Raw genomic sequence first — 17,184 nt, 5'->3', positions numbered from 1 at the left:
ACACAGGGCATTGGGCCTTGCTAATTGGTAGTAAATAACAAATAGCTAATAACAAATAGCTAACAACAAATAGCTAATGACTAAACTAACCTTTTTAGTGTCTCTACCAACACATCTTGATTGAAAGTACCTTTAGGAATATAAGCATTGGCACCCGCATCAGCACCTCTTTTTTTATCTTCATCCGATGCCAAAGATGTCACTAAAATTATCGGCAACTCACTGTATTCTTTTTGCTCGCGAATCTTAATAGTCAGGGCCAAACCGTCTAAATTTGGCATTTGTATGTCAGAAATCACAGCATCAAAATCGCGAGTTTTCAATTTATGGAAAGCATCCAATCCGTCTACCGCAGTCACAACTTCGTAACCTGCAGCTTCCAGTATGCGCTTTTCTTGAGTGCGCGTGGCGATCGAATCTTCTGCTAATAGTATAACTTGTTTTCGGCTGGCAGTCTCAAGTTGCGATCGCGCACTCCCAACCCCACGAGACGAAACTTGCTGGCGTACAGATTTTATCAAATCGTGGGGATTGAGTACCATACAAACTTCCCCAGTAGCGAGAATTGTGGCACCCGAAACATTTCGCACCCGTTTCAGCAATTGACTTTGAGGTTTCATCACCACATCCTGTTCGTCTATCAAAGCATCTACAAATAATCCCAATCTTTCCTCCCCAACTTTTAAAACAATACAAGGCATTTTTGAAGAACTTGAATTTCGGAAGTAGTTTTTATTCTCCTTCAGATTTTCTCTCCCGGTTTCCTGTCTCAAATACCGATTTTTTTGCCACAGTTTTTTATTATTTAATTCTAGTAAATCTGTCAGATGAGCAACTGACAAAGGCTGACCCTTTGAAAGTATAGTTTCCTTACCTTCTATAGCAAATATCTCAGACTGAGACACCTGTTGTGCCGTGTCTACAAACTCGACTGGCAGAGCATAAGGAATGTCTTCAACTATGACAATTAATACATTTGCTGTAGCTAAAGACGTGCTGATTTGCAGCCTCAAAGTGCATCCTTTTCCCGGTAAAGACTCTACTTTAATACTACCTTTAAGGGCTTCAACATTAGTGCGAACTACATCTAAACCCACCCCGCGCCCCGATACTTCGGTAACAAATTTTTTGGTCGAAAAACCCGGAGTAAAAATTAAAGATTGTACTTGATTTTCGGTCATTTCTGCCAGTTGTTCAAGCGTACAAAGATTACGTTTTACAGCCGTTTGTTTAATGCTCTCTAGATTTAGTCCCCGGCCATCATCAGCAACTTCAATAATAATATTGCTAGCAATATTATAGCCTTTAATTCGGAGAGTAGCCACGGGAGGTTTACCTAGTTTTTCCCGCTCCTCAACAGTTTCAATACCGTGGTCGATCGCATTTCTAATCATGTGCATTAAAGGGTCTTTCATTTCTTCTAAAATGCGTTTGTCTGCTGTAGTTTCGCCTCCTTCAATCACTAATGCAACTTCTTTACCTTCCCGTTTTGCTAAATCTCGAACAGTTCGAGGAAATAAATTAAAAATAGTAGACAAAGGCAACAGTCTCAGAGTGCGAATTCCTGATTCTAATGCCTCAGCGATTAATTCGAGTCTGGCAGTATCTTCATAAACTCGATTTCTCAAGCAGTTGACTAAAGTTCCGAGACGTTCTAAACGTTCTTCTGTACGTTGATAGTAATCCTGCAATTGGCTAAATTTACCGTTGGCTTTAATACCGTTTTCATCTATTTGCATCCGATCAAGAGTCAAGCTCGTTACAAAATATTCTCGGCTCCACTCTTCCCACAAAGTTGTAATTTGTTCGAGCTCTGCAACTCGGTGTCCTAGTCGAGTTTTTGTGACAGTAAGTTCCCCTGCTTGAGTCATTAAATCGTCTAAATTTTGAGTAGCAACGCGAATGGTTTCAATGCGATAAGATGAGGTTGATGATGCAGTAACTGCCGAAGGCGGCGCCGACGCAGGGGCGGGTTCAGAAGGTGCAGGCAAGTTTTGAGCTTGCAGTGGAAATTCTGGCTGGGATTGTAGGGGTAAAAAAGAGGAATTTTTCTCTAAGTTAACGGCTTCAGAAGTTTCAACATTTGTTTCTACTTCTTGGGTAGCAGGCTCAGTAAATTGCGGTTCTACCAACGGTTTTTCTGGTACTTGTGAAGATGATGGCTCTACTATTGAGGTGGCAGCCTGTGGCTGTGGCTGATTAGAAGCACCCATCATGCTAGCGAGGATGTAAAAAGTATTAACGCCGGAATCTTCGCCGGTAACGGCTTCGTTAACGAGTTTGCGGATGGCGTCTAAACCTTGCGAAAGTCGATCGCTAATATCGGAATTGAGTTGAGTTTCTCCCCGCTTGACAGAACCCAAAATATGCTCCATTTGATGAGCTAAAGATGCTACATTTTTTACGCCTAGCATCCCAGCATCACCTTTAAGAGAATGGGTTTCGCGCAACAATTGTTCTAACTTAGCTAAGTCGCTTGGATGTTGTTCTAAGTACAGCAATCCGTCGTCTAGTTTTTGTAAGTGTTCTTGACTAGCAACTTTAAATACATCTCGAAGTTCTTGATCTTCAATCATCATATATGTTTTTTAGTAATAAGTAATTGAGCATTGCTCATGGGTAATGGGTAATGATAATTATGTTGAATACTCAGTCGATTGCTAAGGACTAATGACTAATGACTAATGACTAATGACTACACTACTTCTTTAAGATTAAATGCAGCTTCTGTCAGTTGTTGAGTACCGATTTTAACTTGAGTAATGCCGCTTACTGTTTGAGACGCTGATTCCTTCATAGAACTCATCGCATCACCTACTTGCTGAATCGCGATCGCCTGCTGTTTAATATTAAAAGAAATTTGCTGGTTGCTAGCAAACACCAGATTGCAAGCTTCCCTCACACCCGTAAAAGCTTCTGCCGTATCTTGTGCTGTTTTCACCCCTTCTGCAACCGTTTTGCGACTATCTTCAGTTGCTTTCACCGTTGAGTCGATCGCGCCCTTAATTTCTGGAATAATACCATTAATCTTTTGTGCTGCTTGTTGGCTTTCATCTGCTAACTTACGAATTTCGCTTGCTACCACCGCAAAACCTTTACCGTACTCACCGGCTCTGACTGCTTCAACAGCAGCGTTGAGAGCCAGCATATTAGTTTGGCTGGCTAAATCGCTAACCAAACTTGCGAGAGTCGATATATTGCCAATCTGACTCGTGCTGTCGTCTAGTCGATGATTTTGCTTAGAAATTGCCACCACAGCTTCTCTAAGATTCAGCATTTGATTGAGAGTTTGATCTACCTTTGTAGTACCTTCTTCTGCTAGATTTAAAGCTTGGCGAGCAGCAACGGCAACAGACTCAGCTTGCTCGGCTGTTTGCTGAGAAGAGCGGCCCAAATTTTCGAGAGTTATAGTTGTTTGGTTAACCGAAACAAATTGCCTATCTGCTATTTGTTCTTGCCTGTTCATATTAGATTCTATTTGCATTGAAAATGACGAGATTTGGTAAATCAGCCCCCGAATGAGAGCAACAATTTGTTGCAGAAAAAACCATCCAAATCCCAGCACCACAGCCAGGGAAACAATAGCTATTGTCGCTGCTATTTTTTGAAGAGAATCGATGGAATAAAATAACAATTTTTTGGGTGAAGTATCCACAATTACTAAAAAATTATTGGTATTTTGTTTGCTGGGGAAAACTGTATTATAGCTAATCACTAGCTCCCGATTTTCAATATTTCCCTGACCACCTGAGAGTATTTTAGCAACAAGGTCTCCTGAATAATCATTTTTGACATTTTCCTTAGTTTTGAGTTCAAGTCCCCAGGCTTTTTTAGGATTGGGATGAGCCAGATAATACCCATCTTGGTTTAAGATAAAAGATTTGTCTGATAGTTCAGGATTGAACTTTTTAACCATATCGAGCAGAGTGTTACCCAGAGCATTAGTAATGATAAAGCCTTGTCTTTCTCCTTTAGGATCAAAAATTGGAGTTGCGTAGCGAATTGTTGGCTTGTAAGGAATTTCTATTTTCCCCATTTCCTGATTCAGATTTAAGGAAGACACATAGACTTCTCCTTGTTTTAGCTTCATAGTTGCCGAAAAGTAATCTGTGTCTGCTTTATTTTGTAGTTGAGAATCTGGAATAACTTGGAGATTTGTGCCGTCAGAATCTACGCGCACGATCTCCTTACCGCTGTTATCTATGTAACGCAATTGCAGATAATATGGCTTAGCTTCCATCATGGATAAGAATGTGAGCTGCATTCGATAAACCCAATCTTTATAAGTTGAATTAGTTTGTTTGTCTACTCCATTTCCTGCCCTGGCTCTAATCATTCCCTGAACAGGGGGAGTTTTGCGGAGAAATAAAATATCTGCTCTCAGATTTTCAAACTTGTTAATCATTTGATTGGCGGTAGAATTAACACTGTCACTAAGGGTTATCAATGCTAACTTTTGCAGTGCTTCTGTTGAAGAATAAATTCCATACCAACCAACAATAGATACTGGAATCAAGGTACTTAAAATTAGGAGTAGCAACAGTCGGTGCTGCATTTTTTGGAAAAATTTGTTAATCATTGGTTACTGGGAATCGGTTACTGGTAACTTGTACGCTCGCATAGTCTAAGTATAGGGAATTGGAAAACTGTAGGATCTGGTAGCCGAAGTATTGGGAATTGGGAAGTGGTAGTAAAGAAAAAATAACAACCCCCTAATAATAACTCACAACTCACTACACTGCTGATTTGATATTAGGTTTTTATTTGCATTTGCCCATAAACAAGTTATTACTCCGGTTAATATGGCTGGAATGGTAGGGAAATCGATCGCCCAAGTAATTGCTTTAATTCTTAAGGATATATTTTGCCTTTTTGGGGAACTACTCATAATTCATCGTTCTCCTACAAAACTGCCTTCAAATCTAAGGCTGCTTCATTCAATTTTTGAGTGCCGACTTTAGTTTGACTGATACCGCAAGCGGTTTGGGCTGCCGCTTGATTGAGGGAGTTCATAGCTTGCACTACCTGTTCGATCGCGATCGATTGCTGTTTGGCATTCAGCGAAATTTGCTGAGAGCTCAAAACCACATTGTTAATGGCATTGGCAACTCCTGCAAATGCCGCAGCGGTTTCTGAGGCAATATTCACGCCCGATTCCACTGTTTTAGTTCCTTCGTCTGTCACCATTACTGTTGAGTTAATTGCCTTTTGAATATCAGCAACTAAGAGATTAATTTGTGTTCCTGACTTTTTACTGCGATCGGCAAGTTTGCGAATTTCTGACGCCACCACGCCAAACCCCTTGCCATGTTCTCCCGCCCGCACGGCTTCCACAGCAGCATTGAGTGCTAACATATTAGTTTGATTTGCCAAATCGCTAACTACAGTTGAGATATTACCAATGTGATCTGTTTGTTCGCTCAACTCTATAATTTGTCCTTGGATATCCTGAACTTTAGTTTTTAGAGTGGCCATTGCTTCTAAAGTTTGTTCTACAGCTTTTGTGCCACCTCCAGCTAAATTCAAAGCTTGCATTGCTTGAACCACGGCTGTTTCTATCTGCTGTGATGTCGCCCTGGAAGATGCTCCCAATTCGTCCATTGTAGTAGTAGTTTCATTTACTGAAGCTGCTTGCTGACTTGCCATCCGTTCCTGTTCTTCCACGGTGGCTGCAATCTCAGTGGAAGAAGCGGCGATCGAGCTAATTGCGCGATCGATAGTTTGGGCAATTCCTGACGAAATCAGCCAAGCTATAACCGCACCTAACACCAATAAAAACACGGAACCAAATACCAATGCCGATATCAAAAAAACTAAAGATTGCTTCGTTTTTTCTGTAGCTTGCTTAATCGCTTTTACTTCTACTTCGCGAAATTGCTTATTTAATTCCACAAATTCATCCACAAATTGTGTGTGTTTTCCGGTGTTAAAGAGAGCCAAGGCAGCAGTTCTATTATTTTTTTGTAATAAAGCAACTATTTCATTAGTACCCTCATAATATTCGTTGCAGAGTTGTAGCATCTTCTCTAAACGAATTTTCTGTTCAGGATTTTCCATCCTCAACTCCGCACTATTGCCCGACTGGCGAGCTAATTCTGCACCTGTTTGAAAATCATTTAAAAACTGCGGATTTTTATTAATTAAATACCCGCGCATCCCCCGTACCATTTGTTCAGCACCTGCTGACATATCACTTGTGTGTCTGATCACATTTTCGATCCTTTCTACTTCTGCAAAATTATTCAAAACCTGATTAGTAGTTGTATAAACTAGGACGGGAAAACCCAAGTATATAGTTGCTGGTGCTACATATGCCAGCAGCATCCTATTTCTAATATTTAATTTTATTAACTTAGAAAACATATTTTTCTCCTTAATTTAAGCACGTGAATATACGAATTAGATTGCTTCGTCAAATCTGGCTTGAAAAGCAGATTTGGTATAACTGAATACGCTTTGGTTAAAACTATTTATTCCTCAGAGATTCCTTGCAGCATCCCCCGCATCGTTGCGAGGACTTTGAGTAAGTTCTTGTCCACCCCCTACTCCCCCTTTGTAGGGGCGGTGCGACCCCTACTCCCCGTGCCCGCCCTTGGCGCCGGGGTGATCGAGCTTAACCCAAGCGTATTTTGGTATAACTAACTTCTTTAGTGCTGGACGCATTTCAAGATAATTCTCTCATGCTAAGTCCCGCTCGTTACCAGTCCTAATCTCTGCATTGGATCGGGATTGCGAAGGAAATGAAGTATCCAGCTAGATGCTTCACTGCACTCATGACAGATATACTTTGCGTAAGTCCTGTTCTGGATTCAAACCTCTTCATCAACAACTACTCCTCCTTTTGTCAGCAGTTTTTGCAAGTTCAGAATAGCCATCATTTTTTCCCCGTAAATAGCTGTCCCCCGTAGATATTCGCGGTTGGCAGAATGCAGGGCTGCCGGAACAGCCGCAATTTCCGACACATTTAAGTATATAATATCTAATATTTCGTCAACAACTATACCAGCGACCAAATCTGTCACTTCAACAACGATCGCCTTAGAGAGATAATTTGCAGTCTCCGACATATTTAAAGACATATTTAAAACACTGCGAATATCAATTAAAGTCACAATTTCTCCCCGTAAATTTATATTTCCCACTATGCGATCGGGAGTGCAAGGAACCGGAGTTATTTGGCTAATATCCGTAAATTCGCGCACTAGATCCAAAGGAAGACCAAAGTATTCGCTATTCAAAACAAACACCGCCAGGGACATATTAGTGGCTGCATCATTTTCCCCCTCGCCTCGCCGCCTCAAATGATTAGCGCGCGATTGAAAAATTGCTTTTTCTTCCGGGGTAGCCTGCGGGCAAAAAACGTGACGGTTGCTCAAATTTTTAGGATTTTTTCCTAACATTTTTGCACTTATTAGCCCGTGAAAATTTTCCGTCTCTGCCTCACCTGCTGCTGCTTCACTACCTGCATGGCTTGGAGAAACAGGCCAGCTTTCCTCTGACTTTTCGGGAGAATATCGAATTAATTGATCGAGATTCAGCAGCATGATAATATCGGCTTCGCTGCGGGCTAGTCCAGCTACAAAATAATGAGAGGCTTCTGAATTCTCTCGCCCATAAGATAGCTGCGGAGTGATGGCCTCTTCTGAGAGTTGCTTAACTTCGCGAACTTGATTGACAATTATACCGATTTTCGATTCTTGCCACTCTATGACGATCGTACTATCTGTCACAGCATAATCCTGCCAAACGTATCCAAAACGAAGATTCAGATCCATCACGGGCAGAATTTCGCCCCGAAGGTCGATCGCCCCAACAATATCTTGAGGTGCTTCTGCAATTGCTGTCAACTCCGGCAGAAAGAAAATTTCCCGAACGTAGCAGGCTTCTATACCGCAGAGAAAACCGTTCTGTTCAAAGATAAGATACGGTTTAGTTTCCATATTTTAGTGTACAGTTTCTTTACTGTATAATTTTAACAATTTTTTTTTAACATTCATCAGCACTTGACTAGCTGTCATTTTACCCTGGGAATCTATGGAAGTGTTTGGCGGTAGTGCTTTCAGGATTTCACAAGATGAATTGTACATTTTAAGAGCTCTTTTTACTTGACCTTCTTTATGGTATATATTCCCTAGTTCTATATAAGCTGAAACAAAAGATGGACACATATAAATAGTCCTCTTTAATAAATTTTTTGCTGTTTCTAATTGCCCCTGTTCTTCAGCAATTTGAGCTTGTAAATAATCAGTATATACTGATCCAGGCTCTACTTTTCTCGCTCTATTGCAGTAATCTATTGCCTGAGAATAATTGCCGGCATTTGCCTGAACTTGAGCGATTAAAAAATAAGCATCAAAATTAGGGCCCTGCAACTCTATTGCCTCTTGTGCCTTGTTGATTGCCTCAGCATAATCTTGATTTTTAAATAACTTTTTAGCCTCTAAAATTAGCATTTGATGCGTTTGATTTTGAGTATTTTCTGCTATTGTTTTTTCTGTAACTGACACGGCATTGTTCGGCAAGCCGTCCTCCAGATAGCGATAGGGCAGCATATTCCCCAGCGGATTACTTATTTTTAATACCGGAGGCATCTCTATCTCTGAAAAATTGCTGTTAGTAGTAAAACTAGGTGGCATAGTTTCCCCTGTTAGCAACTCACCACTATCATCGTCCATAATATCTGCTTTCGGGAATTCCCGAAATGCCGAGTTGGCTTCTCCTACAGTCGCAACCCTAGACTCTATTTGACAGCCTTCCTCCGGTACTGCATTCCGACGCTGATACACCACCGACTCAGGGAAAATCTTGGCTTCAAACTCGTTCATAATTTGACCGTAAACTTCAGCATGACCGGTCATTAAATATCCTCCAGGTTTCAGGGTATTGGAAAATTTTTTCAGTACCAGTGAAATATACTTATGTTCAAAATACACAAAAACGTTTCTGCATAAAATTAAGTCTATGTTATAAAGATTTTGGTAAATATTAGGAAAGTCATCTGTGATTAAATTTACACAACTAAAGTTGACACTTTCGCGCAATTCTAGATTAATTTCCCAATCATTTTGCCTCTGATGAAAATACTGCTTTTGTATCTGCGGGTCAACCAAGCGAAACGACCAATGACTGTAAACTCCCTGGGGCGCTTTTTTGATTACTTTTTCATTGATATCTGTACCTAAAATTAATATTTTCCATTGCTCCCAATCGGGAATCAATTCTTTTAAAACAATAGCTAAAGAATAAGGTTCTTCACCGGTGGAGCAGCCCGCACTCCATATTCGCAGTGTCGGCTGCATTCCCAAGGTCTTGTGCAAGTTTCTTTTCTGCTCTATCAATTCAGGAAAAATTACTCTTTTCAACAGAGCGAACTGTCCTTTATCTCGCATAAAATAACTTTCAGTTGTTGTTAATAGCAATACTAATTTCGCCCATTCATTTTTACTTTCAAAAGTTTTGGCGGTTAAAAGTTTATAATACTTTTCTGGGTCTGCAATTTTTTTTTCTCTCATCCTACTCATGATTTTATGAGACAAACCAGCTCTATCTTGAGACCTAATTCGCACACCCATCTCAGTAGTAATTAAGTTGATAAATAGCTGAATTATGGAATCATTCATGTCCACTGAGGTAGATTAATTTAATAATTTGGGTAGTGGCAACTTTTACTGAGCTGCTGCTGAGTTTGGGCTGAGCATAGCTGCTAGCCTGCGGCTCGTCGGTTCGCAAAGCCGCAGGGAGCCGAAGGGAAGTGCGTAGCTGAACTATTGGGAATTGGGTAACTTGTAAGCTCGTGTAGTAGAAGTATTGATAATTGGAAATTGGGGAATTTGGAATTAGAAATCTGGAATTTAGCCGATCGCCTGAACAAGAACAGTGTCACACCATATCATATCAGAAACTTGCCAGATACTTAAAGGAAAAAGGCAAAAGGTCAAAGACAGAACCCAGGAAAAAATTATCCCTTCTGCCTTCCACCTTCTGCCTTCAAAGGCACTAATCTCCCACTTTAAGCTGGATATATCCGCAGGCGGCGATTAGGTTCTTCCCCAAAACTGTGGGATTTCAGGTGATAGTGTTCCACAAGTTCGTGCTGCATTTTGCGGACGTTGGGAGAACGGGGCAGGAGTTCCACCGGCTGTCCCTTGGGAATGACAATTTGCTCGACTGCTAAGCGCGTTTCTTCGAGAGCTTCGAGCTCGTCAGAAGAACCGCTGCGGGCAAATAAGGCGAGGTCTGCCACTTCCGGGGTACCTGGGTCATCCATGTCCAACAGGCGCCGCAAAGCTCTCGCTACGTGGGGAATAGTGGCGGCCTTAATTGTGTGCAGGGGAACTTGGCGAGTTTTGGCCAAGTGCCTCAATTTCGACTGGTTCCGAACGTTCGATCGCAAAGCCAAAACCACGTCAGCACTCTCAATATCCTTCGTCAGCAGCACCGGCAGGTTCAGCGTCGAAATCACCTGTTCGAGCTGGTGACGAGGTATGCCGTAAGGATAAACGTGGAGGGGCAAATCTTCGCCGTTAGGGCCGACATTCTGGGAAAAACGTCCGGGCTTAGGTACCGGCTCGACGGACAGGGATTCTTCGAGCAGTTGCTCGAAATACCGAGTCTCAGAAACCGGCGCGCTTTTAGGAGCCAAGTTCTCGCCTGGAGCGGGCATCGGCACCATTTTGCCAGCACTCCGCCAGCCAGAGAGCGGTGTGACGGGCCGGATTGCTGATACCGCAGCCGTGCTGCTGGAAGCGGCCATCCCCGGAAACCGCGCGGGGGGAGCGGCTGACTCGCGCTCGATAATTACTTCTCCTGTCTCGCTGACGCTTCTGATTTGCTGGCTCGGTTCGCGTCCCCGCAGCAGAGTGTCGATCGAATCTGCAACTCGCTCGTGGATTACCCAGCGCTGGCGTTCCAGCATTTCGATGGCAATTTCAAAAGTGGGCGGTGCTTTGCGCTCCAAAACCGTCTTTTGAGAACCGCGCCGTCTTGCTTCGTCATCTCCCAGCGTCACCGCTTGGATGCCCCCAATTAAATCTGCCAGAGTCGGGTTTTTCATCAAGTTTTCGATCCGGTTCCCGTGGGCGGTACCTACCAACTGCACGCCCCTTTCGGCGATCGTCCGAGCCGCCAAAGCTTCGAGCTCCGTGCCGATTTCGTCAATCACGATCACTTGCGGCATATGGTTTTCCACTGCTTCGATCATGACTTGGTGCTGGAGTTCGGGGCGGGAAACTTGCATTCTGCGAGCTCTGCCGATCGCCGGGTGCGGGATATCTCCATCTCCGGCAATTTCGTTGGAGGTGTCGATAATTACCACCCGTTTTTCCAAGTCATCGGCGAGCACGCGGGCAATTTCCCGCAGGGCCGTGGTTTTGCCAACCCCAGGGCGGCCTAGCATCAAAATTGACTGACCGGTTTCCACCAAATCGCGGATAATGCCGATCGTCCCGAACACAGCGCGGCCCACCCTCAAAGTCAAGCCGATAATCTCGCCGCTGCGGTTGCGTAGGGCGCTAATTCGGTGCAGGGTTTGCTCGATACCGGCTCGGTTGTCGCCGCCGAAGTGGCCGACTCGCTCGATGCAATAGTTGAGGTGTGCCTTGGTAATCGGCGTTTGGGAAAGAGGTTCGGCCAAGGATGGAAAACGAGCTTCAGGTTGGCGGCCCAAATCCATGACAATCTCAATGAGATTGTTGCGCTGCGGGTGCTGCTCTAAGGGCTGCCGGATCTCATCTGGCACGATGTCTAATAATTTGTTGAGGTCGTCTGTAATCTGCATTCGCCTCGATGTGTTCGGTGACTTTTTCAACTTTTTAGTCAGTTGCCAGTTGTCAGTTGTCAGTTGCCAGTTGTCAGTTGTCAGTTGTTATTTGTTCTTGGAATTAACTACTAACCACTAACTAATGACTAATGACTAATGACTAATGACTACTGACTACTGACTAAAATTCTTTGAGCGGGGAAACTAGAGAACTAGCTAAACTCACGGCCTCTGAGAGAAGTTCTGGGACGGCTTCGAGCTGAGGTAGCCGAGATGTTTGAACTCCGGCTCCTGGCCGCGCGACTGCCACCGGAACGGCATAGGCTCGATCGCTCTGCATTGTTTCTAATTGTTCTAAAATTGGCGATAGCAAAACCCTGGCATAGCTGCCGTAAGCTACACCTGCAATGTATGGGACAGGGGGAACTGACAAATTTTTCCCGGCATCCTTCATCAGTCCCTCGGCTCTCAATTTGCTGACAGTGTGAGCATTAGTGCCGCCTGCAAGTTGCACGTATCCCGGCAACTGGGCAGCCAAAACTTTTTGACCGAGTTTGACCGCGGCTCTAGTAGTTCCTGTTCCGATATCTCCGCTCATTGGCCTACCGTCGGTTTGCCAAATTAGCGGACAAGGAAGGGGGGAAATTATTTGATAGAGTGTCCGCAAATAATCAATCAAACCGTCTCCATCGGGGCAACTAATTGCTATTACCTTGAGTTGAGCGACCCAAGGAGCTATGCTCGACCAAAGTCGCGCAAAATCTGCCTCTCTGCCTACTTGCGTGTGGATTTCTAGGGCGTCGGCACCGGATTGCAAGATTAAAGGTGCGATCGCGGCGGAAGCAGACACGTAAGAACGAGTATAAATCAGTTGGCTCGGACAAATCGGCAGACAGCGACCGCAGCCATAGCATTGCTGGTCTATCACCCCGGAAAAACCACTGCCAGCACTCTGAAAAACTATTGCTTCGGCTGGACATATTTTTTCGCACGGCCGCCAGCAGTCCGCCGGACAATCGGCTGGGTTGAATTCGGCTTTGCGAAAATGCGGGTCTTCCCCATCGTTTAAACTCACCATCAGCAACGGCAACCCTTTGCCGCCAAACCTGCGGTTTTGAGTTCTTGCCTGTAAGTCGCTGGCCACTTGTAGGGCTTCTTTCGCTGCGGCGACGGCGGCGGGATCTGCCGCGACATCGATACAGTCAGCGCCTGCTAGGGTGTAAGCCAAGGTGAGATTCCGTACAGCCGGTAGGTGCTGAAAGCTCGCCCCACAGATCAGCTTGAACCAATGGCCATCTTTTAATGAGTTTAGGGGATGATAATGTTCTGTCACCCTTATATGCTAATCCTTTGAGCTGAAAATTACTATGTGGAAATTTCTACTTAATTTTAAAATTTAGGCGGGTACAAGCTGGAAACGCTACTGATAGCAGTAGCTGTTGCGCTGTTGGCTCTATATGTAGAGTTCTGCCTTAATTTTTTTTCCTAAATTTGATTTTTTTGAGAGCGACTGCTGAGGGGGGATTTGGAGATGGGGCGATCGGCTTGAGTGACACGTTGACTTACAGACAGACTTTCTATGATATCATATTTGGGTGGATTTGGCAAGGAAAAAGTAGACTAGAGATTTTTTGTGGAAGTGGCCGTGCAGTGGTCATTGCCATAAAGTTCGATCGAGCATGGAAACCCAGCGACGAAACGCAGATGAACATTCTCCTCCCTGAGTAGAAGCTACATTCATCTGGGTTAATCGGCGATTCAACTCACATCTTGCACCATTCTCAAGAACAGGCAAGATGCCTGTTCCACAAAGAGTGAATTTTCTTGTGGAACAGGCCGAAAAGCCTGTTCCTAAACAAGTAATTGAGAATTGTGCAACATCTCAGATTCAACGAGCTCTACTACTTGCTCAGCCGCTTGTAAACCGTAGCCAAAGCATGGCTATCCCCCACATTTCCCGGAAACAAAACAACTGGTAAATTGGGAAACAGAGGATGATTAGCCTCGGTTTTCACCACCGAACAACCTGCGATAATTTGACCGATTTGCCTGACACTTTTCAGCGACAAACCTGTACTCAAAACATCATTAGAAGTAATGCCGCCCTTGCTAATCAAAAACCCGATATCCGCAGGCAGTCCCCGCACGATATCCATCAATAAAGCAGAAACCGCCTCTCCAAATTTTAACCGGACTTCGGTATTTTCAAATTCGAGTTCCTTGCGGCTGGTATAAATTACAGGCGTTTTGCCATCGGCATGAGAAGTGCGGACTTGTTCGAGAATTTCATCGAGCATTTGGGTGCGATACTCGGGTGAATCTTCTAACAAGTGAGAGACATCTATTTCAATGCTAACTATATTGGGTTCTTTTAACAAGCGCTCCAATTGTTCAGTAGTTTTCTTAACGTGGGAACCAACTATTACGGCACCGGGTTTGCCGCCCCTGACGTATTTTGCCATTTCGTCGGCTGCTACTGGCTGTGGGCCGAGGTCAGCTAAGGATGTTAAAATACTCGCGGCGCTGCGGAATAAAAACTTTTTGCCTTGACTGACTGCATTGAGAATGTGTGTGGCAAATTTGTCTAAATCACCTTGGCTTTGGCCGTCAACAACTGCACATTGGTTGTCTGTCATGTCCATCAGTCGATCTAAACTTCCGTAGCGAATGTCTCCGAGTAAAATGCGATCGACTGCATCAGCGGGGATGCGACCTTTTGTTTTTTCTTCTACATAGTCTGGCAGGTAACTGTGACTGTACCCGAAGACTGAATCTTTGGCAAATTCGGTTTCGTGTACTGGTGTCGGGACACTGTTAACTATTAGGTAGTGCACGCTGTGGCGGGTAATTCGGCCTCCTTCAAAAAAGGCGGGAATTAGAAAATGGGCGTCGAAGGGGCCGAGTTCTTCGGCGATCGCGTCGGTTTCGATGGGATAGTGACCGCGCAGGGTAGAATCGGAACGGCTAACTATTAGGAAGTCTTCGATTTTTTCGGTGGCGATCGCCTTTTTTAAATTTTGGCACACTTCGCGGGTGACGGAGGCTGCTTTTTCGGGAGTTAGCGATCGAGTATTTGTCAGTATGAAGAAAATCGGGCACTTGTCCCGCAGCCCCAAACGCAGGGTGTCTTCGTCCCAACGTGTCAGCAGCAAGCAACTGTGCACGGTTTGAGAACCAGTGGGATCGTCGTCGAGAACTATAATCTTGGGTTTGGCAGAAGACATACTGACCTGGTTGTTAACGTCACCTTTCCAAGATATCCTTACCTGTTACGTAACAGGAAAAAATTTACAATAATTATGATATTTTTTTAACAATTCTCCTCATTCATAATTTTAAAAATGCCTTTGAGTTCGAGTGGAACAGGCATCCTGCCTGTTGCGGTTCATTAAGCTGCATATTGCTACTGGGTAAGAGGCGCCCTCCGCCGTGTACGCTACTAACTTTTGCCATTTTTTTAATTAGCCGCGTTTCGATCTTGCAACTTTTTCATTTCTGCTTGAACTCCCACGGCTACCTGCAAAGCTTCGTTGAGCAATCGTCCTTGTTCGCTGGCTCGATCGCTAATTTGCAGGGAATTCAAACTTTTCAAATTATTGGCAAACAATTCGGAGTTAGTAGCTACAAATTTTTTGTTTTCCCTGAGAATCCTCTCGGTTTTCAAAGCTCGAACTAAATCCTCTCTGATGAGCTGCAAGGCTTGAATTACTTTTGCTCGATCGCCGATTTTGACTGCCCCATTGCCGGCATCTTCTATCCTATCGTTAATTTCGATCGCTTTGATTATACCATTATAGCGATCCACATCATCAAAAAGATTGATTAAATGTTGGTTTTGGAGGCTGCACTGAATTTTCCACGCATCCTCAAAGATTAAACCGACGATCGCAGCGAAGTGGAGGGCGAACCACAACAAATAAGCTCTAGGAAATATCGCAACTAGCAGCCAACAACTGATTAGAACCAAAACAATTAAACCCACTGTTTTTAAAGCTTCGCGGGCAAACTTAGTCGCTGTCGGCGGCCGGTATACGCGATCGGGCCCCGCGCCGGTGAGGTGCTTGAGTTCACCGACAGTAATTTCTAATCCCTGAATGTCAGATCGCATAAATCTTCACAAATATTTCTTAATTATAAATTTTTGTAGTAGAACAAGGGGCTCGTCTACAATAAACCTAACACTTTTTTCAACCAAAACTGCACTATGTCCGCACGTCCTATATACCTCGACAACCACGCCACAACCCCCGTAGACCAACGGGTACTAGAGGCGATGCTGCCGTATTTCACCGAACAATTCGGCAACGCAGCCAGTATCAACCATGTCTACGGCTGGGAAGCAGAAGCAGCGGTTAAACAGTCACGACAAATCATAGCAGAAGCGATCAATGCTTCCCCCGAAGAAATTGTTTTTACCAGCGGTGCAACCGAAGCAAATAACTTAGCGATCAAAGGCATCGCCGAAGCTTATTTCAGCAAAGGAAAGCACATTATCACAGTAAAAACCGAACACAATGCAATTCTCGACCCCTGTACCTATTTGCAAAAATTGGGGTTTGACATTACTGTTTTACCAGTGAAAAGCGACGGGCTGATTGATATAGGCGATTTGATCAAAGCGATTCGGGCAGAGACAATTTTGGTTTCAGTGATGACGGCAAATAATGAGATTGGCGTCATTCAGCCGATCGCAGAAATTGCTGCAATTTGTCGGGGAAATGATATTCTTTTTCACACAGATGCGGCACAGGCGATCGGCAAAATTCCCCTGGATGTAGAGGAGATGAATATCGATCTAATGTCCTTGACAGCCCACAAAATCTACGGGCCAAAAGGCATCGGTGCTCTCTACGTGCGCCGCAACAAACCGAGAGTGCAGCTAGCGCCGCAAATGCACGGAGGAGGCCACGAACGGGGAATGCGATCGGGAACTCTCTACCCACCGCAAATAGTTGGGTTTGCTAAAGCAGTAGAATTGGCAATTGCGGAAATGCCGTCGGAAACAGAACGAGTGGTTAATTTGCGGCAGCGTTTGTGGGAAAATTTGAGTGAATTGGGCGATGTTGTTCTCAACGGTCACGCTACGAAGAGATTACCGGGGAATCTCAATATTAGTGTAGGTGGCGTTGACGGTCAAGCGTTGATGTTGGGTTTGCAATCGGCGGCGGCAGTTTCTTCTGGATCTGCTTGCACTTCGGCGAAAATATCGCCATCTCATGTTTTAGCAGCGATCGGGCGATCGGACAAATTAGCTTATGCTTCAATTCGGTTTGGTATTGGTCGGTTCAATACCGAAGCAGAAATAGATGCAGTTTCCCAACACGCGATCGCAACTATTCAATCTCTCCGACAAGCACAAAAAGTCATGAGTTAGAAAGATTATTCGGCGGTTGAAACCGCGTCTACACAAACGAAGTCCGCCTCCG

General features: G+C 44.2%; 10 protein-coding genes. 1 reads left to right on the top strand and 9 read right to left on the bottom strand.

Going from position 1 to position 17,184, the window contains the following annotated elements; translation table 11 throughout:
- Positions 1–80 precede the first annotated feature (80 nt).
- The 9 genes from QT987_RS01885 to QT987_RS01845 form a co-directional block, all read right to left on the bottom strand.
- Positions 81–2,576, bottom strand: coding sequence for a hybrid sensor histidine kinase/response regulator (locus tag QT987_RS01885; RefSeq protein WP_333236849.1), 2,496 nt, complete (start codon positions 2,574–2,576; stop codon positions 81–83).
- A gap of 119 nt (positions 2,577–2,695) precedes the next feature.
- Complete coding sequence (locus QT987_RS01880) at positions 2,696–4,579, bottom strand: methyl-accepting chemotaxis protein (protein WP_333236787.1); 1,884 nt, start codon at positions 4,577–4,579, stop codon at positions 2,696–2,698.
- Positions 4,580–4,902: 323 nt separating this feature from the next.
- Complete coding sequence (locus tag QT987_RS01875) at positions 4,903–6,363, bottom strand: methyl-accepting chemotaxis protein (RefSeq protein ID WP_333236785.1); 1,461 nt, start codon at positions 6,361–6,363, stop codon at positions 4,903–4,905.
- A 446-nt stretch (positions 6,364–6,809) separates the two neighbouring features.
- Positions 6,810–7,940: a chemotaxis protein CheW gene (locus tag QT987_RS01870; RefSeq protein WP_333236783.1), complete on the bottom strand. Its 1,131-nt coding sequence runs from the start codon at positions 7,938–7,940 to the stop codon at positions 6,810–6,812.
- 3 nt (positions 7,941–7,943) lie between these two features.
- Entirely contained in the window at positions 7,944–9,620 is a 1,677-nt protein-coding gene (locus QT987_RS01865; RefSeq protein ID WP_333236781.1) for a CheR family methyltransferase, read from the bottom strand.
- Between the two features lie 389 nt (positions 9,621–10,009).
- Entirely contained in the window at positions 10,010–11,776 is a 1,767-nt protein-coding gene (locus QT987_RS01860) for a R3H domain-containing nucleic acid-binding protein (RefSeq protein WP_333056412.1), read from the bottom strand.
- 163 nt (positions 11,777–11,939) lie between these two features.
- Positions 11,940–13,091: a circadian clock protein LdpA gene (gene ldpA, locus QT987_RS01855; protein ID WP_333236779.1), complete on the bottom strand. Its 1,152-nt coding sequence runs from the start codon at positions 13,089–13,091 to the stop codon at positions 11,940–11,942.
- Between the two features lie 568 nt (positions 13,092–13,659).
- On the bottom strand, positions 13,660–14,982 hold the full coding sequence (locus tag QT987_RS01850) for a four-carbon acid sugar kinase family protein (protein ID WP_333236777.1): 1,323 nt from the start codon (positions 14,980–14,982) through the stop codon (positions 13,660–13,662).
- Between the two features lie 233 nt (positions 14,983–15,215).
- The gene (locus QT987_RS01845) at positions 15,216–15,866 is read right to left on the bottom strand and encodes a hypothetical protein (protein ID WP_333236775.1); all 651 of its coding nucleotides are present in this window, start codon (positions 15,864–15,866) and stop codon (positions 15,216–15,218) included.
- A 96-nt stretch (positions 15,867–15,962) separates the two neighbouring features.
- On the opposite strand from QT987_RS01845, the gene QT987_RS01840 reads away from it, so the two are divergent.
- A complete protein-coding gene (locus QT987_RS01840; RefSeq protein WP_333236773.1) occupies positions 15,963–17,132 on the top strand; it encodes an IscS subfamily cysteine desulfurase in 1,170 nt (389 codons plus the stop codon).
- Positions 17,133–17,184 lie beyond the last annotated feature (52 nt).

The organism is Microcoleus sp. SVA1B4, from assembly GCF_036700545.1.
Taxonomy (GTDB): Bacteria; Cyanobacteriota; Cyanobacteriia; order Cyanobacteriales; family Microcoleaceae; genus Microcoleus.
The sequence above is the reverse complement of the archived record's forward strand: the minus strand, read 5'-3'. Positions and strand labels throughout refer to the sequence as shown.